Origin of the sequence: Lactonifactor longoviformis (assembly GCF_042848515.1) — a bacterium.
Lineage (GTDB): Bacteria > Bacillota > Clostridia > Lachnospirales > Lachnospiraceae > Lactonifactor > Lactonifactor longoviformis.
On sequence record NZ_AP031453.1, the window covers coordinates 3,557,269 to 3,580,162 of the forward strand.

The 22,894-nt window shown below is 45.2% G+C and carries 19 protein-coding genes; all 19 read right to left on the reverse strand.

The window, feature by feature from the left end; genetic code table 11:
- Positions 1–99 precede the first annotated feature (99 nt).
- The 19 genes from ACGHCT_RS16195 to ACGHCT_RS16285 all read right to left on the reverse strand — a co-directional run bounded on the left by ACGHCT_RS16195 (position 100) and on the right by ACGHCT_RS16285 (position 22,892).
- A complete protein-coding gene (locus ACGHCT_RS16195) occupies positions 100–1,278 on the reverse strand; it encodes a MalY/PatB family protein (RefSeq protein ID WP_390436835.1) in 1,179 nt (392 codons plus the stop codon).
- An 11-nt stretch (positions 1,279–1,289) separates the two neighbouring features.
- Positions 1,290–1,892, reverse strand: a complete 603-nt coding sequence (locus ACGHCT_RS16200; protein WP_390436837.1) for a cyclophilin-like fold protein — start codon at positions 1,890–1,892, stop codon at positions 1,290–1,292.
- A gap of 19 nt (positions 1,893–1,911) precedes the next feature.
- On the reverse strand, positions 1,912–2,526 hold the full coding sequence (locus ACGHCT_RS16205) for a LysE family translocator (protein ID WP_390436839.1): 615 nt from the start codon (positions 2,524–2,526) through the stop codon (positions 1,912–1,914).
- Between the two features lie 3 nt (positions 2,527–2,529).
- Positions 2,530–3,405 carry a DUF3737 family protein gene (locus ACGHCT_RS16210; protein WP_390436841.1) on the reverse strand — a complete coding sequence of 292 codons (876 nt, stop codon included), beginning with the start codon at positions 3,403–3,405 and terminating at the stop codon, positions 2,530–2,532.
- A 121-nt stretch (positions 3,406–3,526) separates the two neighbouring features.
- A complete protein-coding gene (gene cysE / locus ACGHCT_RS16215; protein ID WP_390440202.1) occupies positions 3,527–4,105 on the reverse strand; it encodes a serine O-acetyltransferase in 579 nt (192 codons plus the stop codon).
- Between the two features lie 33 nt (positions 4,106–4,138).
- A complete protein-coding gene (locus ACGHCT_RS16220; protein WP_390436843.1) occupies positions 4,139–4,741 on the reverse strand; it encodes a cyclophilin-like fold protein in 603 nt (200 codons plus the stop codon).
- 28 nt (positions 4,742–4,769) lie between these two features.
- Positions 4,770–7,112 (reverse strand): ABC transporter permease, encoded by a 2,343-nt coding sequence (locus ACGHCT_RS16225; RefSeq protein ID WP_390436845.1) that lies wholly within the window; start codon positions 7,110–7,112, stop codon positions 4,770–4,772.
- A gap of 12 nt (positions 7,113–7,124) precedes the next feature.
- Positions 7,125–7,886 carry an ABC transporter ATP-binding protein gene (locus ACGHCT_RS16230; protein WP_390436846.1) on the reverse strand — a complete coding sequence of 254 codons (762 nt, stop codon included), beginning with the start codon at positions 7,884–7,886 and terminating at the stop codon, positions 7,125–7,127.
- The gene (locus ACGHCT_RS16235; protein WP_390436848.1) at positions 7,861–9,246 is read right to left on the reverse strand and encodes a phenylacetate--CoA ligase family protein; all 1,386 of its coding nucleotides are present in this window, start codon (positions 9,244–9,246) and stop codon (positions 7,861–7,863) included. The genes ACGHCT_RS16230 and ACGHCT_RS16235 overlap by 26 nt, the downstream gene beginning before the upstream one ends.
- A gap of 15 nt (positions 9,247–9,261) precedes the next feature.
- Positions 9,262–10,356 (reverse strand): carcinine hydrolase/isopenicillin-N N-acyltransferase family protein, encoded by a 1,095-nt coding sequence (locus tag ACGHCT_RS16240; protein WP_390436850.1) that lies wholly within the window; start codon positions 10,354–10,356, stop codon positions 9,262–9,264.
- Positions 10,357–10,685: 329 nt separating this feature from the next.
- Positions 10,686–10,928, reverse strand: a complete 243-nt coding sequence (locus ACGHCT_RS16245) for an HPr family phosphocarrier protein (RefSeq protein WP_390436851.1) — start codon at positions 10,926–10,928, stop codon at positions 10,686–10,688.
- Positions 10,929–10,951: 23 nt separating this feature from the next.
- Positions 10,952–11,977: a glycosyltransferase family 2 protein gene (locus ACGHCT_RS16250; RefSeq protein WP_390436853.1), complete on the reverse strand. Its 1,026-nt coding sequence runs from the start codon at positions 11,975–11,977 to the stop codon at positions 10,952–10,954.
- A gap of 16 nt (positions 11,978–11,993) precedes the next feature.
- A complete protein-coding gene (locus ACGHCT_RS16255; protein ID WP_390436854.1) occupies positions 11,994–12,605 on the reverse strand; it encodes a hypothetical protein in 612 nt (203 codons plus the stop codon).
- Positions 12,602–15,040: a glycoside hydrolase family 3 C-terminal domain-containing protein gene (locus tag ACGHCT_RS16260; RefSeq protein WP_390436856.1), complete on the reverse strand. Its 2,439-nt coding sequence runs from the start codon at positions 15,038–15,040 to the stop codon at positions 12,602–12,604. The genes ACGHCT_RS16255 and ACGHCT_RS16260 overlap by 4 nt, the downstream gene beginning before the upstream one ends.
- A 69-nt stretch (positions 15,041–15,109) precedes the next feature.
- Positions 15,110–18,154 (reverse strand): glycoside hydrolase family 3 N-terminal domain-containing protein, encoded by a 3,045-nt coding sequence (locus ACGHCT_RS16265; RefSeq protein WP_390436858.1) that lies wholly within the window; start codon positions 18,152–18,154, stop codon positions 15,110–15,112.
- Between the two features lie 198 nt (positions 18,155–18,352).
- A complete protein-coding gene (locus tag ACGHCT_RS16270) occupies positions 18,353–19,678 on the reverse strand; it encodes an ATP-binding protein (RefSeq protein ID WP_390436860.1) in 1,326 nt (441 codons plus the stop codon).
- A 1-nt stretch (position 19,679) separates the two neighbouring features.
- On the reverse strand, positions 19,680–20,384 hold the full coding sequence (locus ACGHCT_RS16275) for a LytR/AlgR family response regulator transcription factor (protein WP_390436862.1): 705 nt from the start codon (positions 20,382–20,384) through the stop codon (positions 19,680–19,682).
- Positions 20,385–20,606: 222 nt separating this feature from the next.
- On the reverse strand, positions 20,607–21,779 hold the full coding sequence (locus tag ACGHCT_RS16280) for an iron-containing alcohol dehydrogenase (protein ID WP_390436864.1): 1,173 nt from the start codon (positions 21,777–21,779) through the stop codon (positions 20,607–20,609).
- Positions 21,780–21,800: 21 nt separating this feature from the next.
- Complete coding sequence (locus ACGHCT_RS16285) at positions 21,801–22,892, reverse strand: aldo/keto reductase (RefSeq protein WP_390436866.1); 1,092 nt, start codon at positions 22,890–22,892, stop codon at positions 21,801–21,803.
- Positions 22,893–22,894 lie beyond the last annotated feature (2 nt).

Sequence of the window (22,894 nt, forward strand, 5' to 3'; positions counted from 1 at the left end):
AATAATTCCCGTTCTCCATTCTTCCCCTTAGCTGTCCTCTTTTCGCAGCAATAAATATGAGTGAAAGGATTCTTTTCTCACTTATCAATACCACCCCTCTTAGCACTGCCTGCAAACCCATGCCTCATAAGCCTGCACACTTTCCTTCAGGCGTTTCAACCCATCTTCCACCTGTTTTCTGGGGCAGGCAAGGTTCATACGCAGAAATCCTTCTCCATTCCGGTACGCGTTTCCGTCAGAAAGGTAAAGGCCGCTGTGGCCGCGGATAAAACGACAAAACTCTGTTCCATTTCCAATCATCTTCCTGCAGTCAAGCCACAGCAAATAAGTAGCTTTGGCGGATACAGCAGACATTCCCTTGACTTCCCTTTCGATATAGTCTTCTGCATATCTCCTGTTCTCCCACAGATATTCCCGCAGGGCGTCAAGCCATTCCCCGCCGCTGGTAAATGCAGCGATTGTTGCGACAGCGGCAAATACATTCGGCTCTGCCACTTCATCCGTATTCAGTCCCCGGCTGACCTTGTGCCGCAGGTTGTCCTCCGGGACGATTACCGCTGCCGTCTGGATTCCCGCCAGGTTAAATGCCTTTGTGGGCGCCACACAGGTAATGCTGTTTCTCCTGCAGTTTTCAGAAACGCTGGCAAAGGGCGTATATCCCCATCCCGGTTCTGTCAGGTCACAATGGATTTCATCGGATAGTACCAGTACATGGTGTTTCATGCATAAATCGCCAATCCGCTCCAAAGTCTCTCTGTTCCATATCTTGCCGATTGGGTTATGGGGATTGCATAAAATCAGCATCGTAGTTTGAGGATTGGAAAGTTTCTCTTCCAAATCGCCAAAGTCAATCTGATACTCCCCTCCATCGTGTTGAAGCCTGCTTTCCAGCACATTTCTCCCGTTGTTTAAGATAGAATTGAAAAAAATATTGTACACAGGCGTCATGACAACGACATTTTCTCCCACTGTTGTCATCTTCCTTACAATACTGGAGATGGCAGGCACAACACCGGTGCAGAAAACCAGCCAGTCTTTTTGGATTTCAAAGCCGTGGCGTTCCCTCCACCATGTCTGATAAGCCTGATACCACTCATCTGTCACTTGGGTATACCCAAACACACCATGCTCTGCTCTTTCCATAATACATGACCTGATCTGCGGTGCTGTCGGGAAGTCCATATCCGCCACCCACATGGGCAGTTCGTCCGGCTTCACATTCCATTTCATAGAGCCCGTATTTCTCCGGTCAATAATTTTATCAAATTGAAAATCCATTGTTTTTCCTCCTATTCTCCTGCCGCAAAGGTTACTTCCACAGTTCCTTCTGACAGTGCATTTACAAATTTCTCTTCCTCTTCGATATGTCCAATGCGTGTATAACTATATGAAGTGCTGAAATCTTCAAAAAACAGAACAAGGCAATCGGAACCAAACAGCATAATATCCCCGGCCGTAATATTTCCTATATTTTCAGAATTGGATGGCAGCTCCTCGTCCAGATAATAGAACTTTTCATTTCCATGCAGTTCTTCCATATCAAGCGTCATGGGAAGCCTCTCCTGAAGCGCACGGACCGTCTCATTGTCATATAAGACTGCCCGGAACTTTCGCCCTCCTGTTTCTACTGTCATTTCCTGCATTTGTCCACCCTCTGCGTCCTCTTTGTTATCCTTACTTTCACCTGTGAATGTCTGCTGTCCTTCCCTAGAGACGTCCTCCAGAGCTTCCTCCACAGCAGCTTCGCCTTCTCCATTTGAATCCTCTGCACTTTGTACATCTTCCTCTATTGCAGAAGAAACCGATGGATTTTCGCCTGCTCTATTGCCACAGGCAGACAGCGCCATTGCCAAAAGAAGTGTCAGCGCCACACTGCTATATCTTTTTTTCATGATAGTTTCCCCCTCTCTGCTAATTTATAAAATTTCGAACCATAACCACTGTTCCAAACAGAATCAATAATACTCCGAATACCCTATTCATAATGGACAGGTGATTCTTCTTTGATTTTTTCTTAAATAAGGCTGTAACACCGGAAAGTGTTCCCCACCAGATATAGGTCCCAAGAAATACACCGCAGACCAATCCAATTCCTTCAAAAATTCCTGTCTCCCCATTGATTCCAAACCAGGAAAATGCAAATAGGAAGGTGAGAATCGCTGCCGGGTTTGTAATCCCCACTGCAAAGGAAGAAAGAAACATCCGAATTCCCATAACAGAATCCGGTGTATTCTTCATCTGAACGCTCTTCATCCAAAGCATCCGAATACCCATTCCCAGAATCAGACAGCCTCCGGCCAGATTAATAATGCTTTGATATTGTAATAAAAAGTCTGATATAAGAGTAAGGCCAAAGGCTCCGACACAGGCATAAAGGCAATCAGCGACAGAAGAGCCCAGACCGGTTAACAGACCGGCTTTTATACCATAATTCAGGGTTCGCTGTGCGGTCATTGCCCCGACCGCACCTGCCGGTACCCCAAAGAGAAAACCGATCAGGATTCCTTTTATCAAAAACAAGCCCATCTGTTATCCCGCCATTTTTTCCGTACAGTGGTTGGTTTTACAAGTAATCACTGTCTGTTCCGTGTCTACCTTGTCTTTTTCAATAATCAATTCTTCTATGTAATCTACACGAATCGTCCCTCCTGACGGATTCATCACGCTGTCAATCTTTCCGTTAATCTCCGCATCCACTGTGGAATATTCAAAAGCCAGAGTAGTATTCAGCAGGCGGCAGTTTTTCATCACAAGATTTTCAATGTAACACATTCCCTGCAAGCTTTCGATGGTACAGTTAATCAGCGTCAGATTCTTTGCGTTCCAGCCCAGGTATTCCCCGGATATGAAGGAATCATATACCGTTACATTCTCACTGTTCCAAAAGGCGTCTTTGGAGAGCATCTTTGCACGATGGATTTCCATATTTTTCACTCCGTCAAAGGAGTAATTCCCAATTAACTGAAAATCTTTTAGTGTCATATTTTGACTGTTCATGGCGAAGTAATCGCCCTTTGCCGTCACATGCTCCATGGTCACACCGTCGCAGCTCCACAAAGTTTCTGCGGCATTGGGGAAGTTTACATTCTGAAGCGTTACGTCATGGCACCGCCGGAAATTCTTTGGCGCTTCAATGACTGCATTTTTTACTGTGATATTGTCTGTATACCACACTCCGGCTCTGCCCATCTCAAACCAGGTACAATCTTCAGCCAAAATATTTTTTGCGTACCACAGCGGATATTTCCATTTGAACATGCTGCCGTACAATTCAATATTGCGGCTTTCTTTCAGCGGAGACTCTCCTTCTGCAAATATGGTATCATATATTTTTAAGTTTTCTCCTTTAAAAAGCGAGCGTTCTCCTGTTAAATATTCCTGTCTGATTTCTTTCATTTCACTCATCGTTAATCTCCTTTTTTAAATTAAAATATTGTACTTCTGTTTCAGTTTCTTTATATTTTTCTTAAATCGTCAGCACTTCCTTTGATATTCTTTCCATTTGTATAGAAACATATTATCAGTGCTATGCCGGCTTCTGCAAAAATTGACATAGAGTTTTCTCTTCGTTAAGGTCAGAATATGTCGATATTTCTCCTTGCTTTACAACATGCCTTGGTACCCCGATGATTGTACTGTTTGGCGGCACCTCGTTAAGTACCACTGCGCCAGCGCCAATTTTAGCATGCTCTCCCACAATAAAACTACCCAATACTTTAGCACCGGCACTAATCATAACATGATCTTTTATTGTCGGATGACGTTTGCCCTGCTCCTTTCCAGTCCCGCCAAGTGTTACTCCTTGATATAAAGTAACATAATTTCCAATCTCTGCCGTTTCACCAATGACCACACCATTTCCATGATCTATAAACAACCCTTTCCCAATTTTAGCACCTGGATGTATCTCGATTCCCGTTTTTCTTGCGGTTCGTTGTGATATCCATCTTGCCATAAAATAATATTCTTTTAGATACAACTTGTGGGCTACTCTATGAGAAAGAATCGCTTTAAAACCGGGATATAAAAGCACTTCCAAATTTGATTTAATGGCGGGATCCCTTTCTCTTATTGTTCTTATTTCTGATTTTATATACGAAATAATTCCCATCTATGACCTCCTGCCCGATTTATATTTTTACGGTTTTGCAATCTGAACGATTTTGTTACCCCAGCCTTCTAATACCGGGTTCTCCTCTACTGCCGTCACAAATTCCTCTGTCGGATCAAATGTTCCTATTTTGGTATATTCCCCGGTAATCTCTGCATCACGGTAGAAAAGCACGATACGGTTCGGGTCTGAATAGTATACTTCCCCTGCCTTTTCCGATGTCACTGTTTCAGGGTTGGAGGGAATGTCATATCTGCTGGACACATCATAATACTGCATCACATCATAGTCTGCATCCGCATCCCTCTCATAAATAGGAAGCCTCCAGTCCGAAGTTCCTACATAGCGGGCGATTGCCGCTGCTGTCTCATTATCAAGGAGCTGCATCATGAATGGCTCCCCATCATCCCCAAACCGTACCTCAAGTTCGGAAACACTGTCTCCTGCCTGGCTGGCTGTCCTAGTCTCTGCTTCTGTGTCGGTTTCTGCCACTTCCTCACCTGCCGTACTCTGACTTGTATCTCCCGTAGTACGGGATTCCTCATCCTGCCCACAGCCCCCAAGAACTGCTGCGGATACTATAATCATAGCTGCCATTCCTATTACTTTTTTTATTACTTTGTTTTTCATGCTTTGTCCTTTCTGCGCTCTTTGCGCTCTAATCCGCTGTCAATATTGTCATGTCTGTCTTCCTCATCTTGCCTGCTGACAGATACGAGAATACAAGGAACATCAGGATAACTGTCAGCCCGGGGATTGCCATATTTATGAGCGTTGGATGAGAAGAAAAATTACTGATTCCCGCAATCCGCATGACAGCCGATACAATGGGGTTCGTAAGCACGGCTGCCAGTGCGGTTCCAACTGCACTCCCTATAGCTGCCACAATTCCGAACCGAAGGGAGAACGAGATCCGCAGCATCCTTACCGAGCATCCGATGGATTTATAGATACCCAGGTCTTTTTGCTCTGCCGTCAGAATCCGGCTTCCGATCATGACGGTTACGATCAGGATAAATACGGCAATCATTCCATACATAAATGCGATTAGACCGTGCATGGCTGAAATAATTCCGAAAAGCCCCGGCCAGGTATTTTCATGCACATGTACATCGCCCCCATAGGTTTCTTCCAGTGCCTCTGTAATCGCCCCTTTCGCCGATGGATCTGCAAGGAAATAGTGATGACACCAAATCTGCGGGTCATCCTGTCCGATGGTGAGATACCCCTCCCGGTTCATCCCGATATTGGCGCCCATGTCATTGGCACAGTGGTAAATTCCGGAAACTGTAAATTCCCCGCTTCCCCCATCGCCCCGGATGGTCACTTTGTCTCCAATAGATACTCCCAGATCAGAACTGACCGTTTCCGTCAGGACAACCTCGTCTGCTCGTGCACTGGTCTCTCCCCGACTGATATGAAACCTTCCCGGCTCTGTGATCACATTGGCTGTATAGTTGCTTCCGTTTACTGATACGCTTGGCATGGCAAGAAGATATTCGTCCATAATGTCCGTATAAGAGCGTACCGTTTCCTCCAGGGCTTCCGTTTCCAGTTCTCCCAGGGCCTGCACACCTATGTCCAGATCTGCCGGGTTAAAGGCGTCCATCATCCCCTGGCCCCCCGGTCCGAGCCAGGCATTCATCCTCCCGGCCAATGATGCAAAAAATACAAGCAGGATTGCAATCAGGAGGGCGCTTACATACCGCCTTTTCCCGGACAGGAGCTGGCGTACCGCCAGCCGGAAGGGGAGAGCCTCGGCTTTTATTTGAATTTTCCTGCCCGGTTTCCATTTTTCTTCTGATGCATCACCACGGATTGCCGTCATGGGTGTTACCGAGAGGATCGTTCTTAGTTTCAGAACCGTAAATCCCATCAACAGAAGCAGGATGACTGTGAAAGCCGCTAAGCATGGGAACACGGGTAAATCAGCGGGAAGGAGAACTCCTGTGGTGGTAACAGTCATCTTTCCTACAATCTTAGCTGCGGGAACTGCCGCCACCACTCCAAACAGGATTCCCACTCCCATACTCAGGCCATATTGTACAAGTGTAAGCCGAATGAGCTGGTTTCCCGTAAGCCCTACCGTTTTTAGAATCCCCAGATTCTCATATTCCTGTTCTAACATACCCGTAATGCTATGCCCCAGAACTGCCATGGTCGCCGCCAGAAGAATCAGCACAAAAGCAGCCAGAAGCGCACAGAAGGCATTCTGCAGGATAGTCATGAAACCCCGGATACTTTCCTCGCTATGTATAAATTCCATATATTGGGAAATCGGTGTTTTTTCATTCAACAGCCTGTTGATATCGGACACACTGCTTCTATCCGTAAAAATATGGATCATAGCCCCGTCTCTTACCAGGCTGTTCATCCCCGCTTCCCGGGCAGTTTGAAGAATCCCTTCATAATCTTCCTCTGAAATCAGAAATCCTTTCATCCCTATCATGGAGCTTCCCATAAAAGGATCCTCATAATATCCGACAACGGTAAACTGCCTGCTTACTCCGCCTCTCGCCACAGGAAATGTAATGGTATCCCCTATTTTAAGATTCATAACAGAAAGCATGGAAGGAGAGACGTAGATAGTTCCTGCTTCAATGGATTCCGGGGGCGCACGATAGCCTGACAATCCGTCCTGGAAAAAGTGATACCTTCCTGTACGGCTGTTCCATGGGAGCAATTGTCCCTCACTGTCCGATTCCACACTGTTTGCTTCATATTCGGAGAAAATAAGGTTCTGGACTTCTGTCCCTTCAATACCTTCCTGGGATTCCATGCTGTCTGTAAGTGATTCCATATCCGGAACACCGGATACCCATGCGGTCAGATCCCCGAACCCTGACCGCTCCATTTCCTTGCGGATATAATCCCCGCCTCCCAGATATACGGTAAGGACCGTAGTCAGAGAGAGTGCTGCCAGAAACAGGAGAATGGCAATTCCTAAAAGGGTTCCCTTATGGCGTTTTATCCCCGCCATACAGATCATTTTATTTACCATATCACGCTCCTCCTACCACTGTAATCCGGAAAGCCAGTTCTGTAGTTTATACTCCCGTTCTCTTACGCCTTCCGTCTGATAACGGGGCAGTGTCAGTTCGTCTACCACTTTCCCATCCTCCAGATATAAGATTCGGTTTCCTCTGACAGCAGCCCTAAGGTCATGGGTCACCATCAGGATACTCTGTCCCGAATCATTGATTTTTGTCAGCAGATTTAAGACTTCCTCCGTATGCGCCCGGTTTAGAGCGCCTGTAGGTTCATCTGCAAATAAAAGTCCGGGACGTCCTATCATTGCCCTTGCAATGGCTGCACGCTGTGCTTCTCCTCCCGAAACTTCAGAGGGCAGGCGGTCCTTCGCCTTTTCAATTCCCATCTGGGAAATCATGTGTTCTGTCTGCTTCTTTATTTCTCCGGTACTCCCCTTTTTGCTCACAAAACCCGCAACGGCTATATTTTCAAAAAGTGTCAGGTTGCTGACCAGATGGGTCTGCTGGAATACAAAACCGAATTCTTCCGCCCGTATCCTTGCCATTTCTTTTTCTTTCAATCGGCTGATTTCTCTTTCTTTATAGATTACCGTTCCATCCGTAAGGGCATCCATTCCGCTGAGTGTATATAAAAGTGTGGATTTCCCCGCCCCGGAAGAACCCATGATAACAGTGAAGTCTTTTTCGTAAATATCCACATCCACATGATCCAGCACTTTATTTTTTGCGGAGCCTTGTGCAAATACCTTGCTCACCTTCCTACCCTGCAATAACACTTTTTTCATCCTGCACTGCCTCCTTTTTCTGAAGGATTAAGGGTTTCTTGCCTGTCCCTGGATCCGAAAGAATCTCCGGTACGAAAATCAGATAGAATTGTACATAATCTAATTTTTTCCCGACAAGTATCTTTTTCATTTGTTTCATCAGCTCCGTTTGTATATAGGCTTTATCAGCGTTTTCTGAGGTTTCCGCATACATTTCAAATGCGTCTTTCGCAATCTGTCGGAACTGATAATCTAACAGGCCTTCGATGCAAAAGCCTTCAATGGCAAGGGGATGTAAGAATTCCCTTGTCCCGTCAAAGTCTTCAAACCAGAGAATATCTTCATTTCTCCCCAAAAGCCTGCAGGCTCTTGTAAATGGATATGAATTGTTTTCTTCCGCCGCCTTCAAGGTCAGGCTGTCTGAAATACGGTAACGAATCAACGGCTGTGCAAAATTATACAGGCAGGTCAGATACATCACGCCGCTTTCCACCTCAATCAGGTTCATGTCATCGAAGAGAATCATCCCATCCTCCGAATCCATCTCTACCCCCATGGTAAGGGATTCGCTGGCACCGTAGAAATTGACCACTTTTGTCCCAAAACTCTTTTCCAGATAGTTTCTAAGAGACGCTCCCAACGGTTCCCCGCAGGAAATGACCCGGACTGCATGTACCTCCACCTCTCCTTTTTCCACAAGTTCGGCAAGGATTTTTATTGCTGACGGATAGCCGATGATGATATTGGGCCTGAATTCTTTTATCTGCCTTATCCACTCATGAAGGGGCGTCTTGATATCCAGATAAATCTGCTTTGCCCCTACCCCGTCAATCCCGTCTCCTACCGCCATGGCGCCTCCATATCTGCCGTCTGTTGCGGCAATATAGACGATTCTTGGCCGTTTCGCCAGAAGAGACAGTATCTGCGGCATGGACATATCCCAGAGGGCTGCTCGGAGCATACCAAGGAGCATGGCAGACCATGCGGCTTCATCATAGACAAAGTACCCCGGCTTTCCGGTGCTTCCTGAGGAATGCACCACATGGTATTTGCCTTTATAAGGCTTACGGTCCGGAGATTCTAACGCATCAAATTCCCTGAGTTCTCTCTGTCGCAGGTCTTTCGGCACTACCAGCTCATCAAAATGCTCTAGAAGCCCTTTCTTGTCTATGGTCGGGAAACAGGAAAGGGGCAGCTTGTCCAACTGTTCTTCTGCAATTCCTGCTGCTTCAAAAGTTCTTCGGTAATAGGCAGAGTTTTCCCATACATGGTGCAGCATCTCCCTCAGTTTTTTCTCTTGCAGGGCACGCATCTGCTTTGTGCTGAATTTTGCTTGTCTCTTCAAACGGTATAGATTTATTAACGTTTTCAAATAATCCATTGTATCCTGCCTCCTTTACTGGACGGAAATCGTATAACCCTGCCCGTAATTTTCCCTGTGGTAATACGTCAGTTCCTTTGTCTCCTGGTTCATGACAATGCTCCACTCGGTAGATTCAAATTCACCAAAGTTATCCTTGCTCACACTGTCCAGTGCATCCCTTATGTCTGTCTCGGTCATGGTCTCCTTTTTGTCCAGGGTCTCACTTAGAATGTCAAATCGTTCATGGGACTGGGATGTTCCGATTCCGTTTTTCTCACCCTCTGCCAGATAGAAATTTGTGACAACAGGCGTTTCGGTAACAATCATTTCATTGTCCACATATTCCACAGCAACGCTGTTTCCATCTGCATCGGAAAGGGCCAGATGTACCATCATCCCCATGGATGCATGAAAGTCATATTGTTCCAGTAAGTTTAAGCCTTCCTCCACATTTGCAGCCTGGTCCAGAAGCAAACGAATGGCTGTGGTGGTGGTAATGTCAGGTTTTTTAGTATCCTGCTCTATGGTATCAGTGTCTTCAATCATGTTGACGGATACGGCAAAACCCTTTTCGTTCATACCGTCAAGCGGCGCATACAGTCCGATAATCGCCTGTGCCGTGTCCGGGAGCTTTGATATATCCAGACCGCCTGCCTGTATAAAGTCCATATTGACAGTAGAAACAGAGGCATATCCAGTTTCCGGTCTGGAACTGATAATCAACCCATTACAGGTATTCCAGTCAAAATTTCTTCCAAACAGATTTCCTCCCTCTGTATTTTCCACAGACAAGGTACTGCACCCGAAGGGGTTTCCGCCGAAAAGAAGTTCCGGTATATTAGAAGACAACCGGCTGCCCACATACTCTACAACGCCTTCATCGGAGGATGCGCCGCCCTGCTCAAGGAACTCATCAAATCCGTAATTTCCTTCAAAGCGGACGACTGACAACCCATCCTCCAGCTCTGTAATGCTGGTATCCGGTATGATGATGTTCTTCGTCATGTTTTCTCCTTCTGCTGTTTTTGTCTGTACTGTATTTTCAGATGTGTTTGTATTTTGTGAACATCCGGTTAAAGCACTGAACACCAGGGACATCATGCATGCCATGTATAATTTCTTCTTCATTTTTTTGCACTCCTTTCATCTGTTCATACTGTAAACCCCGGAAATAACATGCCTCTAACAAAAAGCTAAACAATTTCTAAACTGATTCTTTCACGTTCCTTAACTGCTTTTATCATAACACCAGCAATTATGAATAGCAAATACTTATAAATAATAGTTTATAATAGGTTTTATCAATGCTTTTTTCATATGTTGTGATTAATCATTGTGACTAACCTGCCGTGATGATTACCCTTCATGCGTAAGCTTCTAAAAAAACGGGAGAGAAAAATTTCCCGCCCGTTTTTTCTACTTATTTCATACTTTTTTCTAAAAAAGTTCACTCATTATTAATGCTCCTCTCCCTGATGGCGGTATTTTTTTAATATTTCAATATCTCCTTCTTTTGCGTCTGTAATATTCATCTGCAGTGGCGTTGATAAATCAAGGCTGAATATCCCCATAATAGACTTTGCATCTATCACATATCTTCCTGAAATCAAATCAAAATCCCCTTCCATTTTCGCCAGATCATTTACGAACCTTCTCACTGTGTCAATGGATGGAAGTTCTATATACATTGTCGTTGTCATATATACCCTTCTTTCTTTTCACATTAATTAAATCCCACAAATTTTTGTGCCAGTGAGTATGCCATTTCTGATATTTTCCGGCCGCTTTTCCCCGGAAGGTTCATGCTCCTTCCAAGAATACTCCACTTCATCCAGTAATACGTCGTTTTATCATTCTCTTTCAGATAATTCCACAGCTCATATTTCTTCTGCAGATTTTCTGCTGTTTTGGAGCGTATCAGCATAATGGAGGACACTACCATAATAATCTCCAGATAGTTCCGCATATAATGCCGTAGTTTCCGGTTTGACACTTCCCGGGCATTTGAAATATTGTAATCGTCAATCATGTGATAGTTTACTTTCAGCTGCTGGTCAATTCGGCGGATCATCACCTGTTCATTCACCGACTGGTCTTCCCGCCCGATATAATACCGGTAAAAATCAACGTTCAAATAATACATGGTTTTCACATAGGGCAGTGGATGGTACACAAAGATGTTATCCACATAAAAGGTATGATCCGGCAGCTGCAGGCGGCACTCCCGCAGCAGCTTTGTCCGATAGATAACGGAATGCATCAGTATGTACTGTCCTTTACTCAAGAACCGGACATCGTCCCATGTAAATACTTTATTCTGTGGGAAGGCACTCCGGTATCGTATTGCTTTCTTATGTCTGGCCCCTTCCTTCTCATATACAAAATTGCTGATTACCATATCCACCAGCTGCTGTTCTCCGGCAAGCTCTGTCAGTGTTTTCATCATTTCTTTAAAAGCCGAAATGGATACCCAGTCATCACTGTCTACCACCTTGAAAAATAGTCCGTTTGCATAGCGCAGGCCAGTATTTACAGCCTCTCCATGCCCTCCATTTTCCTGATGAACCACTCTTACAATATCGGGATAATCCGCTTCATATTTGTCAGCAATCTCTGCTGTGCGGTCAGTAGAGCCGTCATCTACAATGATAATCTCCAACTCCGGGCCTCCCGTCAGCAGAGAGTGGATACAGTTTTCCATATATGCCGCCGAGTTGTAACAGGGAACGACAATTGACAGTACCTTCATCTGTTTCTCCTCCCAATCATTGCTTTTTCCCGGCTTCCCCTTCCGGAAAAATAATCTTAAATACAAAGAAGAAAATCACCATAGACACTCCGCCGGTTATGAAGGTCACCAGCAGATTGTAAACCGCCGGGGCAACGTAAGCGGAAGCAATCGGCATCCACAGGTTGTTGAACCCGTTGCAGATTAAAGAAATCACGACCCATGCGATAAAGTACCACACCGCCTGATACCACGGATTTCCATGGCTTTTAAAAGTGATATTTCTCTGCAGCGGAAAATTGATGCATTGTGCCAGAAAAGACCCCACCTCATAGCTGATGAAGTATCCCAGACCGCCGCCAATCAATACTGCCCCGCTGGCATCATAGAGGACATTGTAGCCCAGAAGGCTCCAGGTAAAGCCAACGCCAAAGAGATGCAGTTCCTTCTGAGGCCACATGAATTCTGTCCCAGCAAGCTTAATTCCCAAAAGTCCGGGCATAAATGTGAATACCAGATACTGGAATACAGTTACCATCATACTGAACACGAAGAAATAAAAAATCTGATAAACCCACTTGGAAAGCTTGGGATGCTTTTCTTCAAATCCCTTCCACATATTCAGCCATTTTTCTTTTATCTGATTCATCTTGTCATCTCCTTCTTACTGGTTAAGCTTTTTTCATATGCCCTGTTTGCCCTGGCATTTCCAAAGAATCCTCCGATTACCTTTTTTATTCCCCGGAAAAAATGGCCGTTTACGACTTCTACAATGCCGTCCACCATATCCATGCTGACTGCCCCTGCCGTCATTTTGGCCAGCGCACGAAACGGCATGTTGTAGATAAAGAGAATATTCAGGTCAGGCTTTCCCTTCTCCTCACTCTTCTTTTTCATACTGGTCAGCCGGTTATAAATAAACCGGGCAAGACCGCTTCTTGCGTAATACATCTGGCAGATGGCGTCATTGGCAGTAAGCTTCCCTGTCCATTTGCCACCCGGGATGAGATGCCCCAGAAGCGTCTCAAATTCCGGGTCGGATATCTGCTGTACAATTCCTGTGTAATAATAGGGAAGCAGAGCCGGATGATACGGATATTCAGCGGTGGTTCCTTCTACTTCCAGTTCCGCCGCCAGACGGATGTCGCTTACACTTGCCCCGACCATAATGTGGTAGGTTCCCATCTCCACTTCCCAACGTCCGGTTTTTATATTCCAATACCGGAATGTCTTGTCATCGAATGGAATGTGTACTTTCTGGCTTTCCCCGGTCTTTAAAAACACTTTTACAAACCCTTTTAGTTCTTTCTCCGGGCGGAAAACAATCGCATTGGGGAGCCCCACATAGAGCTGGACTACTTCCGCTCCGTCCACATTTCCGCTGTTTGTAACCGTCAACGTGGCTCCTCCCATGTCTGCCTTCAGTTCCGAATAGGTGAATTCCGTATAGGAAAGACCGAAACCAAAAGGATACTGCACCCGTACCTTAGTCGTATCATAATAGCGATACCCCACATAAATGCTCTCCCGATACTCCGCATTTCTCTCTGTACTTGGAAAATGCCGGAATGCCGGAGTATCCTCATACCGGATGGGGTAACTTTCCGCAAGCCTTCCTGACGGATTGACTTTTCCGGTCAGAATGTCCAGCATTGCACTTGCACCCGCCTGACCGGACAGGTATCCATGAAGAATTGCCTTTAAATTAATCTGCCAGGGCATCTCCACCGATGCGCCTGCACTTAGCACGCCCACAATATTTTCATTGACCTGTGCAATCGCCTGCAAAAGTTCAATCTGGTTTTGAGGAATCCGCATGTGGCTGCGATCCAGCCCTTCCGACTCGCTGAGTTCATCCAGTCCAAAACAATACAGCACAACATCTGCCCCGGCTGCAGCGTCCAACGCTTCCTTTTTCAAGACCTCATCTGCCTCTCCTGTCCGTCTGTATCCTCTGGATATACCGGCCACCTGCAAATCATAATCCGTAATGGCCTGCTCTATGGTTTCCAGAGATGTGGGCTTTACCATGGATGAGCCTGCGCCCTGATATCTTGGTTCCACCGCAAAATCTCCGATTACGGCGACTTTGCATCCTGCCTGCAGCGGAAGGATATGGTCTGCATTCTTCAGAAGCACTGCACTTTCTACTGCCGCTTTCCTTGCAAGCTGATGATGTTTTGTTTCATCAAATCCTTTGCCCACCGTTTTGTGGTTTTTACTTACTGCCAGTACGGCATCCAGCAGCTTGTCTACGCAGCTATCCAGTTCCTCCATTTTTAGACTTCCCTCGTTGATTGCTGAGAGAATCTGCCTTGCAGAGTCCAACCCCGGCGCAGGCATCTCCAGATTGGAGCCTGCTTTCACTCCTTCTATATGGTTATTGGAACCACCCCAATCCGTAATGACAATCCCGTCAAATCCCCACTCTTTTCGTAAAATATCCTGCAGGAGATGTTGGTTTTCATTGGCGTAGATTCCATTCACCTGGTTGTAGCTGGACATAATGGCTTTTGCGCCGCCTTCTTTTACGGCAATTTCAAATCCGGTCAGATAGATTTCCCGGAGCGTCCGCTCATCCAGTACCGCATTCATAGCCATTCTGCGAAGCTCCTGGCTGTTCACTGCAAAGTGCTTCGGACAGGCATAGACGCCCTGGCTTTGGATTCCCTGAATATAAGACGCCGCCATCTCCCCGGCAAGATAGGGGTCTTCGGAAAAATACTCAAAGTTTCTGCCGCACAGAGGACTCCTTTTGATATTTAATCCCGGGCCCAACAGCACCTGCACATCCTGTGTCAGGGCTTCCTTCCCCAAAGCTTCCCCGATTTCCTTCCCCAACTCTACATCCCAACTGTTGGCAATTGTAGCCGCTGTGGGAAAGCAGGTGGCAGGCAGAGACTCATTTAATCCCAGGTGGTCCCCGGCTCCCGCCTGCTTGCGGATTCCGTGAGGACCGTCAGAGCAGAAGATGGATGGAATGCCAAGGCGGGGGACATCACGGGTATCCCACTCACCTTTGCCGCTTAAGAATGCAGCTTTTTCTTCTAATGTCATTTTTTCTATGATATCTTGATGTTTCATTTCATTCTCCCTTTTCCAAGATGAAGGAGCTTCCCAATATACCGAGAAGCCCCCGTTCTTTTCTGCCTGTTATTTTTCTGCCTTTGGAACGACTTCAATGGTAACTTTTTTTCTCTTTTTTAAATACCGGACCAGAACCAGAGCCATAATCCCAAGGGATACGATTCCCACAGCGGCGTCAATGCCAATAAACAGCTTTGTCATGTTCGGCATCTTGCCTGCGTTTGGATCCGGGATTGTATAGTTCCCGCTGTTCGCTACTGTATACAGGATATTTTTGGCTGCCTGACGCATGGCCAGTACCATAGTTGGTGAGGTATTTGTAATTTCATTGGTTTTCTGTGTTCCGAATCCCAACATGGCGTCATTTCCATTGCGGACAAAATCATCGGTTATCTGGTATCCGTAGGAACCATTCCAATCGGACAAGACCATTCCCCTGAATCCCCATTCGTCACGGAGAACGTTATTTAACAGATTTGGATTGGCTCCTGTTGCACGGTCTCCGATAAAGTTGAAGGAGGACATGACAGCCAATGATTTTCCGTCATAATTCTTCACACAGATTTCAAAGGGCTTCAAATATGTCTCCCGAATTACCTGTTCATCAGAATAGGTCAAAAGGAAAGTGCAGCGGTTGGTTTCTTGGTCGTTCATGACAAAATGTTTGATATATGGGTAGACCCCTTTTGTCGTCATGCCGTTTACTGTGTTTGACGCAATATGGCCTGACAGCACACCGTCCTCAGAGTAATATTCAAAGTTACGTCCGGTAAATGCAGAGCGGTGGATATTCATAGCCGGAGCGTATGCTCCGAAAATCCGGCAGTCCGCATATTCCTGACCCTCTGCTTCCCCAATCCGGTAGGCAAGATCCTTATTCCATGTCTGGGCAATCAGCAGTTCTGTGGAATAAGCAGTCCCATATACGCCGATATACCAGTCATTCAGTCCTGATGTTCCGTCGGAGTCCAGCGTTCCCACTTTCCCGATGGAGTCAATGGCTACAGTCTGGAAACCGCCCAGATTTACCATGTTAATCATGTCCTCTACGGATAACTGATCCAGCAGATCCTCCCATAACGGATTATCGTATTCTTTCCCGGTCAAGTCTGCTGTCGTAACGCCGTTATCTGCCTCCGTGACCGGCATCTCATCCTCAGGGTTATCATATTTTGTAGAATCATAGTGCGCTGCACTCTTTTCCGTCACAGCGGTTTTTGTTTCTTCGTCCATCACATACATCTCTTCGGAAGGGGCCGCTGTCGCCTCTTCATAATTGGCAAATCTATCTGCACGGGACAGGTATGTAACATTTCCGGCAGAATACTCCTGGAATTGATTCACTGCGGTTTTCTCATCAGAAGCACGTCCCTCTGTTTCATAGTTGACATCTGCATCCACCCGGAAGGTTTCCTCATCCAGTACCGTATGGGAATCGGAACGGACAGAAAGTTGATATTCTCCTGCCTCCAGCACATATCCTCCGTTTGCTGTCTTGATGCCTGTGGAGTCATAGGCAGCCATCTCTTCTTTCGGAATTTCAAAAGAAATCGTCTGGGATGCTCCCGGTTCCAGCACATCTGTCTTGCCAAACTCAATGAGATTTACAGAGGCTTTTTCAATTCCTCCACTGCTGTATGGCGGTGTGAAATAAAGCTCCACAACTTCTTTTCCTGCTGTATCTCCGGTATTCGTCACTTTCACATCCACGGCTATGCTGTCGCCATTGTCTGAAAAATTCTGCATTTCCTGTGTAAAATCAGTGTAGCTTAATCCATATCCAAATGGATACTGTACATGCTCGTCATAGTTAATCAGGCCTTCCTGCGCTGCGGTTTCATAGAACTTATACCCCACGTAGATCCCTTCCACATAATTCACGAAGGATAAAACTCCCTGATAGGCTTCATCTGCCTCCGTCAGTTCTGCTTTCAGATCATCCACGTTGTTATAGAGAAAACTTCCATAATTGTTGTAAGTCGGCGTGGATGTCAAATCATATACATAGGTATCCACAGTTCTTCCTGATGGATTCACAGAGCCGTTTAAGATTTCTCCCAAAGCCGCCATACCTGTTTTTCCGGTACCCGGTGCGAGGATGACAGAACCGATGTTCTCATACTCATCTACCCAGCCAAGCTCCATGGGGTTATTGGCATTAATGACAACGACCACATCTTCAAATTCAGAGGTCACTTTTTCTATCATCGCTTCCTCTGTATTGGAAAGCTCCAGATAACTCTCCCCTGCATCAAAGTCATCGTAATCTCCATTATTCGTATAATTGCAGGCGAAGTAATTATACTGTTCATTTCCGTCCGCCACCTCATCACGGGGATCCCATGTACCGTCTATGACTGCTTTCATATCGAGGGGAACATCCTGTCCTTCTCCCCCGGATCTTGAAATGACGATCATCGCTGTATCCGAGAATGCTTTTGCCTCATCCATCAGTTCGTCTGTGTAGTAATCCACTGTGGGTTCCGGTAATGACCAATCTGTGAAGGTGACGCTGACTACATTCCCGCCCAGATTTCTGGTCGGGCTGTACTCACGGTACATATCCACAAGGCTTTGATTCACCTGAAATCCAGCGTCTGTAAGTGATGTGAGAATGTCCACATTACTTGTATTATCTGCGGAACCGGAACCTGTTCCTCCATAAATTGGATTTGTGGATGCCCAGCCAAATACATTCAGACTGGAATTCTCCGCCAGAGGCAAGGTTCCGTCATTTTTTACCAGTGCCATCCCTTCTTCCCCTGTTTCCTTGATGATTTCCTCAGATGCCTTGACAGATTCCTCCGAAACAGATGCCTTGATGTTCAGAATCGGTGCCAGATTGTTATACATTGGTCCAAAGCAAATGATATTCGCCAGTACGGTGACAACCAGCACCCAGGCAATTCCCGCTCCAAAGCGTACCACATGGCGTGTCCCTTTCTTTACCAGCCAGTGTGCTGCAATCATGACAGCAATGGCAGCGATTAATGTTCCCACAATAGCGTAAATATAGCCGCCTAATGAATTTACATACTGCTGGACATCGGTTGGACTGACACCCATATTTTCAAAAATCGGCGTCAGCCAGTCAATTAAAAACTGTAACATCTTTCTTCCTCCCTTTTCTCTGCATTGATTTGTTTTTCTGTTGTCTACATTTTATCGAAAAGAATGCTGAAAAAAGGAAACTGCGATAATCGGTCGTTTTTTTACGACAATCGGTCAGCCGGATATGAAAAAAGAGCCGGCAGACTGTGACTTCTCACAAGTTTACCGGCTCCAATCTTTATCAATCATTCCATTTAATTACTTTTTCTTCTGATATAGAGGAAGCAATATATCTAAATTAAATTTCCCGTTCTTGGCAGTTATCAATACCTCCCCACCATATTTTTGAACAATATAAATCATGCTTTTCACACCGAATCCATGTTGTGTTTTATCCTTTTTTCTGGTGACCGGAATGCCGTCTTTAAATTCAGGTGCGCAGCTGCATCGGTTTTCCAGATGGATGAGCGCCATATCATAGTGATGTCTGATTTGGAGGCCAATCACGCGCTCCCCTTCCTTTTCTTTCAGTACATGTTCCAGTGCATTATCAAGGGCATTGCCCATGAGTGCATATACATCAGCGGAACTCATATAGGAAATCATTTTGCCCTCCACCATGCAGCTGAATTCTATGTTCCGCTCATTAAATATCAACGTTTTTTCCCGTAAAACATAATCCAGGGCGCTGCAGCCTGTATGGTAAGTAGCGTCATAGATGGACACCGCCTCCCGGATTTCCTGCAGATATTCCTTCCTGGAACTGTCGTTTTCTATCTTTTCCAGCGCTTTCATCTGATGCTTTAAGTCATGGCATTTCATGTTGATAATATCAATGGCTTCCTTGGAGCTCTTCTGCTGGGTACCGGACATCTTAAGAAGCTGCTCCATCATCTCCTGTTCACGCTTCATGCTGTTCTCCCGGAGCACATAGTACTCCATCAAGAGCACAAGCGCACAGCATAGAAAACTGTATGCCGGACAGATTATATTCCCTACCCTTGTCCCCTGATATTCTTCCGGATAAGACCAGTAGACACTAAAACCAATGGCAAATACCATAATGATAAATGCAAGCACCACAATCCTGAAATCGCTGTCGCCTAGCTCACCTGATTTTTTCTTTGTACGGATAATCAGAAAATAGACTGCCATAGCTCCCATGACATAAATGATATATCTTGTGATAAGAAGATGGGGCAGGCTCCCATAGAGTGTATATTGTCTGTGAAAAAGGTAGAGAATAATCTTACTGAGCGCAAAGGTCATATGCTCCGTGGCGTAACCACCCGCCAGAATAAATATAAGTTCCCGGAGTTCTAAATCAAAACTCCCTGAAATAGGAATAATCGTCAAAAGTGCATAGCCTATGTATAAGCAAACGTACTGAAGCATGGAATCCGGCAGAATCACAGTAAGCGTTGTCTCCCACAGTTTTCCGAGAAAAATCTGTGCAATCAAAAAACCCACAAGCCTTGGTACAAAATGTTTTTTTCTCGGAATATCAATCAAAAATATAGACTCTGAAATAAATAGCTGAAACGTAAACTGTATGCAAAAACTTTCTAAAAAACTGTATAACATGTTACATTCCTCCCACGAAACGAATATAATCCTCAGTAAATGATTTTTTCATTCGCCGGGAAAGCGAAAGCTCCCGGTCTGATGTCAAAAGGACACTGTCCTTTCCCACTCTCTTCACATGATTCAGATTAACCAGACAGCCTGCGGTGCATTCAGAAAAAGGCAGCGCATCCAGCTTGATTTTTATATCCCTCATACTTCCCCGTGTCCGGTAATTTTTCTGACGTGTATAAAACACAAGATAATCCCTGTCTTTCTCTATGTATAAAATATCCGAGGCAGCAATCCGAAAGACCCCTTCTTTACTGCTGATCAGTATATCCTCTTCCCTGTGGGTTTCTATAAAACGGAATGCCTTTTGAAGCTTCATGGAAAAATTATAGTATCCCACCGGCTTTACAATGAAATCAATGGCACGTACCTCATACCCGTCAACTGCATACTGTGCAAGGCTGGTGATAAATATAATACCCACAGACTGATCTTTTTCCCGGATTTCCCGGGCCACGTCAAGCCCATTGCTGCCTGGCATTTCAATATCCAGAAAAATGACATCATACTCCCCTTTATATTCTTCCAGAAAATCAAAACTGGCATAAAATACTTTAATCAAAAACGACTGATTATTCTCTTCCTGAAACTGTTCCAAATAAGAGACAATGCGCTGTGCATCTTCTATGGAATCGTCTACCACCGCTATTTTCATATACTTTTTCTCCTCTGCCTCGAAAACAAATTGCACAGTATTTTCTATTTGATTTTATCATAACAAATTTAATTTCTAATAGCCAATACTTATTCTAAATATAATTCTATAGTTTTTTGCAATTTATAATAAGAATAGACATAGGGCATTCAAGAGTAAACAAACTCTGAAATGCCCTATGTCTTGTTTCAACGTCTTACATTAGTTGTATCCACTTTTTTGCTACATGCTTTCTTTAAATATTTCCTTAATCTCCTCTTGTGTCAGCACTTTATATCCGCCTTCCATAACAATCGTACTCTGTACAAGGCCATCCAGCATTTCTTCTGTTACACCAAGCTCCCCAAGGTTCGTAACCACCCCGATTTCTTTCATCCATGCCTCCATGGCATTTAATCCTTCTGCTGCCATATCTTCATCTGATTTTCCTTCTGGATTAATGTCCCATACATTCATAGCAAACCTTTTGAATTTTGGAAGTCCATAAGGCATGATATAGCGGTAATATGGCAGGGATACTGCGGAAAGAGTCATTCCGTGGGTTGCGTCTGTGTGAGCCCCCACCGCCTGTCCAAGCATATGCACCATCCAGTCTGTAGATTTTCCCATTGCTACCAGAGTATTCAATGCCCAGGTAGCCGTCCACATGATATTACTTCTGGCCTCATAATTTTCCGGTTCTTTGACTGCGATTCTGCTGCTGTGAATGAGTGAGCGCATTAACCCTTCCATCAGATAATCAGAGGTATTGTCATCCTCCCCGGAAAAATACTGCTCACAGATATGATTCAAAATATCATAAAAACCGGCAACCATCTGGTACCTTGGAAGCGAATAGGTAACGGTCGGATCTAATACTGCAAATTTAGGAAATACACGTTCCCCAAACACATGCCCGATTTTCAATTTACTTTCATGATTAGTGATAACCGCGCCGCCATTCATCTCCGAACCTGTGCCAACCATCGTCAGCACGCAGCCTACCGGTATTACTTCTGTGTCAGCATCCACATCTTCAAATTTCAGATAATATTTCTCCCATGGGTCTTCTTTGCAGTTTACCGAAATAGAAACTGCTTTGGCATAATCGCAGCAGGAACCGCCGCCCACTGCCAGGATAAAGTCTACCTTATTATCTCTTGCAATCTTTATACCTTCATAGAGCTTCTCCACCGTTGGATTTGGCATAACTCCTCCGTCTTCATAGATTTCTTTTCCGTTTGCCTTTAAAATGGCAGTTACTTTGTCATAAATTCCATTTTTCTTAATAGAGCCTCCCCCGTATACAAGCTGCACGTTCTTTCCGTACTTTGGAAGTTCCTCATTCAAATAATTTAATGAATCCTCTCCAAAATAAAGTTTCGTTGGGTTTGAATATACAAAATTTCCTAACATGTCTTAATTCTCCTTTTGATTTTAATTGTTGAAATATGCGGCAATCTCATCCATTCTGGATTCCTGTTTTACATGAAAAGGACATCGGGATTCGCAGTGGCCGCATTTGATACAGTCATCCGCATGCAGCGGAAGTTTCCGGTAATGATCAGCCGCCATCTCATCACCCGCAAGAGCCAGGTCATAGTATTTGTTAATCAGCCCCACATCAAGCCCCTTGGGACACGGCTGGCAGTGATTGCAGTAGACGCATATCCCTTCTGCATCCTGTGGAGTAAATTCTCCTATGATAGAATAGTCCTTTTCTTCCGGTGCAGCGGTTACATATTTTAATGCAGTATCAAGATCCTGCATATTTCGTATTCCGGGCAGTACAGTCATCACTGCCGGACGGTCCAGTGCATATTGGAAGCACTGCTCATGTGTCAAAGCTTTTTTGAAAAGAGAGGTTTTTGCATCCAGCAGCTGGCCTCCTGCGAAGGGCTTCATTACAGAAATGCCTATTCCCATCTGCTCACACTCCCTGTATAGTCTGGCACGCTCTGCTACCTTTCCAATGGCGTAATCCCCTCTCTGGTAATCATAGGCAGGATTGATACTGAACATCATCATATCCACAAGCCCTGTATCCAGCAGCCTGCGCGCCGTATCCGGATTATGAGAGGAAAATCCAAGATGATGTATCTTTCCCTCTGCTTTCAGAACTTTCATATAATCCCATAACCCGCCACTCATCACCTGTTCCAGATCATCCCTGTCGTCAATACAGTGGACAAACCCTACATCGGTATAATCGGTGCCTAAAAGATTAAGCTCCCAGATAAATTGCTCCTGGATGTCACTTAAATTCCGTGTCCATCCATACTTACCACTTTTGTAAACTGCCCCAAAATGCATCTGGGTCATAATTTTTTCCCTATATCCGGTGAATGCTTTTGCATAGGCATAAAAAGGCGCTTGCTCTGACGGCGCCATATCAAAATAGTTGATGCCATTCTGGATGGCAGCCCTGATCACGTTCTCCATTTCCTCTTCCGTACCGGTAAGGCTTCCGCTGCCAAGTCCGAGTACACTGATTCTTTCACCACCACGAGGTAATACACGATATTCCATAA

What these genes read in the sequence shown, in the direction of transcription:
- ACGHCT_RS16195 (WP_390436835.1), bottom strand. Translation starts at nt 1,278, where the DNA reads ATGGATTTTCAATTTGATAAAATTATTGACCGGAGAAATACGGGCTCT.
- ACGHCT_RS16200 (WP_390436837.1), bottom strand. Translation starts at nt 1,892, where the DNA reads ATGAAAAAAAGATATAGCAGTGTGGCGCTGACACTTCTTTTGGCAATG.
- ACGHCT_RS16205 (WP_390436839.1), bottom strand. Translation starts at nt 2,526, where the DNA reads ATGGGCTTGTTTTTGATAAAAGGAATCCTGATCGGTTTTCTCTTTGGG.
- ACGHCT_RS16210 (WP_390436841.1), bottom strand. Translation starts at nt 3,405, where the DNA reads ATGAGTGAAATGAAAGAAATCAGACAGGAATATTTAACAGGAGAACGC.
- ACGHCT_RS16220 (WP_390436843.1), bottom strand. Translation starts at nt 4,741, where the DNA reads ATGAAAAACAAAGTAATAAAAAAAGTAATAGGAATGGCAGCTATGATT.
- ACGHCT_RS16225 (WP_390436845.1), bottom strand. Translation starts at nt 7,112, where the DNA reads ATGGTAAATAAAATGATCTGTATGGCGGGGATAAAACGCCATAAGGGA.
- ACGHCT_RS16230 (WP_390436846.1), bottom strand. Translation starts at nt 7,886, where the DNA reads ATGAAAAAAGTGTTATTGCAGGGTAGGAAGGTGAGCAAGGTATTTGCA.
- ACGHCT_RS16235 (WP_390436848.1), bottom strand. Translation starts at nt 9,246, where the DNA reads ATGGATTATTTGAAAACGTTAATAAATCTATACCGTTTGAAGAGACAA.
- ACGHCT_RS16240 (WP_390436850.1), bottom strand. Translation starts at nt 10,356, where the DNA reads ATGAAGAAGAAATTATACATGGCATGCATGATGTCCCTGGTGTTCAGT.
- ACGHCT_RS16245 (WP_390436851.1), bottom strand. Translation starts at nt 10,928, where the DNA reads ATGACAACGACAATGTATATAGAACTTCCATCCATTGACACAGTGAGA.
- ACGHCT_RS16250 (WP_390436853.1), bottom strand. Translation starts at nt 11,977, where the DNA reads ATGAAGGTACTGTCAATTGTCGTTCCCTGTTACAACTCGGCGGCATAT.
- ACGHCT_RS16255 (WP_390436854.1), bottom strand. Translation starts at nt 12,605, where the DNA reads ATGAATCAGATAAAAGAAAAATGGCTGAATATGTGGAAGGGATTTGAA.
- ACGHCT_RS16260 (WP_390436856.1), bottom strand. Translation starts at nt 15,040, where the DNA reads ATGAAACATCAAGATATCATAGAAAAAATGACATTAGAAGAAAAAGCT.
- ACGHCT_RS16265 (WP_390436858.1), bottom strand. Translation starts at nt 18,154, where the DNA reads ATGTTACAGTTTTTAATTGACTGGCTGACGCCGATTTTTGAAAATATG.
- ACGHCT_RS16270 (WP_390436860.1), bottom strand. Translation starts at nt 19,678, where the DNA reads ATGTTATACAGTTTTTTAGAAAGTTTTTGCATACAGTTTACGTTTCAG.
- ACGHCT_RS16275 (WP_390436862.1), bottom strand. Translation starts at nt 20,384, where the DNA reads ATGAAAATAGCGGTGGTAGACGATTCCATAGAAGATGCACAGCGCATT.
- ACGHCT_RS16280 (WP_390436864.1), bottom strand. Translation starts at nt 21,779, where the DNA reads ATGTTAGGAAATTTTGTATATTCAAACCCAACGAAACTTTATTTTGGA.
- ACGHCT_RS16285 (WP_390436866.1), bottom strand. Translation starts at nt 22,892, where the DNA reads ATGGAATATCGTGTATTACCTCGTGGTGGTGAAAGAATCAGTGTACTC.